The sequence below is a fragment of the Streptomyces sp. NPDC088733 genome (genome assembly GCF_044751185.1).
Taxonomy (GTDB): domain Bacteria; phylum Actinomycetota; class Actinomycetes; order Streptomycetales; family Streptomycetaceae; genus Actinacidiphila.
Map to the genome: position 1 here is coordinate 1 of NZ_JBIVLH010000063.1, position 1,905 is coordinate 1,905.

At 67.5% G+C, this 1,905-nt stretch carries 1 protein-coding gene and 1 pseudogene; one reads left to right on the forward strand and one right to left on the reverse strand.

Features of this window, described 5'->3' with window-relative positions; genetic code table 11:
* Nucleotides 1–90: 90 nt before the first annotated feature.
* Nucleotides 91–1,092 (forward strand): annotated as a pseudogene (locus tag ACIP64_RS41440) (MFS transporter); the annotation flags it as partial.
* Between the two features lie 153 nt (nt 1,093–1,245).
* On the opposite strand, the gene ACIP64_RS41445 reads toward ACIP64_RS41440, so the two are convergent.
* Entirely contained in the window at nt 1,246–1,698 is a 453-nt protein-coding gene (locus tag ACIP64_RS41445) for a MarR family winged helix-turn-helix transcriptional regulator (protein WP_401598049.1), read from the reverse strand.
* Nucleotides 1,699–1,905 lie beyond the last annotated feature (207 nt).

A 1,905-nucleotide genomic window follows, 5' to 3' on the forward strand; every position in this document is an offset into this window, starting at 1 on the left:
CGAGCAACTCCCACTCCCGGTCGGTGAGTTCATGGCGACGTATCACCCCACCATGATCCACCACCCGATGATCTTTGAAGACGGACCCTAGTCCTGAGCGTCGCCGTCTACTCCATGGGCACCCTGGCCATCCCGCTCGCCGGCGGGTTCGCCGACATGGGTGTCTACCGGCTGGTCTCCGGCGTGGGTGAGGGCATGCAGGCCACCGCCCTGTACGCCGTCGTCGGCGCCTTCTTCTTCCACCGCCGGGCGGTCGCCGCCGGAGTCGTCGGCGTCGCCTTCGGCGCGGGCGTCTTCCTCGGCCCACTGGTCGGCAACGGCCTTGCCGGCACCTGGGGCGGCTGGCGTGGCCCGTTCTACATATTCGCGGCCGTCGGGCTGGGGATTGCCCTGCTTGTCCTCGCCACCGTCAGCCGCACCATGACCGAGGCGGTCACCGGCAGCGGCGGCGGCACGTCGACCGACCGCTACGGCCACGTGCCGGCAAGCCCGTACAACCGCAACACGCTCGGCATGGGTGTCGTCTGCGCGGTGACCGGGCTGGTGAACTACGGCTTCCTCGGCCTCTATCCGACGTTCCTGCGCGAGCACCTCGGACTCGGCGCCGGGCAGGCGGCGCTTGCCATCTCCTGCTACGGCTTCGGCGCCACGATGGCGCTGCCGGCCGGCTGGCTCGGCGACCACGTCAACCAACGTTCCCTGCTGGCCGTCGGCTTCGTGACCACCTCCGGCACCGCGCTGCTCATCTACCAGTACGCCACGTCTGCCCCGGCCCAGTACGCCCTGGCCTTCCTCATGGGCGCCTTCGCCAGCGGCATCCTCTTCACCAACTGCACCACCGCGATGCAGCGTGCGGTGCGACCCGAACTGGTCGGCCGGGGCTCGGGACTGTTCATGCTGACTTACTACGTGCCGGCGGCCTTCTCCGGGCTGCTCTTCGCGCGGCTGGTCGAGGCGCTCGGCTGGGGCGGCGCCGGCCTGTGGCAGCTGACCGTCCTGCCCCTGCTGGGGTCGGCCGGGCTCGTCCTGCTCGACACATCCAAAATGGTCGTGCCGCGCCGGTCGGCCACTACCGACAGCACGTCCGCGTGAGCTCGTGAGATCCGGAACGGCCACCGGGTGATGAGATGAGGTGTGTCCCGGTGACCGCACGGTGGCCGCCGGAACGGATCCACCTGAGACGGACGCTGTTCCGGTTGCGGAAGGAGAACAGGGCCGAGAACGGATGTCCGGAGCACATGCGCGCTAGCCGAGATAGTCGGCGACACGCTCGAACTGGACGGCCATGCCCGAGAGAAAGTCGTGGTTCACGTGGTCCATGACGCGCCTGCGTGAACTGGACAGGAGCGACGGATAGGCGCCTTCCAGGCGCTCCATTCCCTCGGGCGTCAGGCTTGCCACGCTTCCTCGGGCGTCCACCTCGTGCCGCCGTTTCGTCACCCAGCCACGGGCTTTCAGGGCGTCGACCACCCTGGAGATGCGGCTGGCCGAGAGGCGGGTGAGTTCGGCGAGATCGATCATCCGCAGTTCACGGTTCTCTGCCTCGGACAGGAACATCAGGACTGAGTACTCGGACAGCGTCAGCCCGGTCGACTTCAGAAGGTCTTTGTCCAGAGTGTTCGGCAACGCGGTAATCACTCGTTGCAAGGCACGCCAGAAGCGTTCTTCTTCTACGTCCAGGGGGACATCAGCCGTCATTGCGACAGCTTAACCGCCCCTCACGCGGCCATGTCCTCCGCTTGCTGGTGCCGACGCCGCGCTCCATCCCGTGCCGGGGTCGTGACTGCAGCGGTCGATGGGGGCTGCTGATTGTCGGCGACGCCTGAATTCTGAGCCGCTTCCGACGGGTGAAAGGTGACCCCCGTTGCTTCGGTTGATGTTGGTCATTCCCCGGTGTTGGCGGCG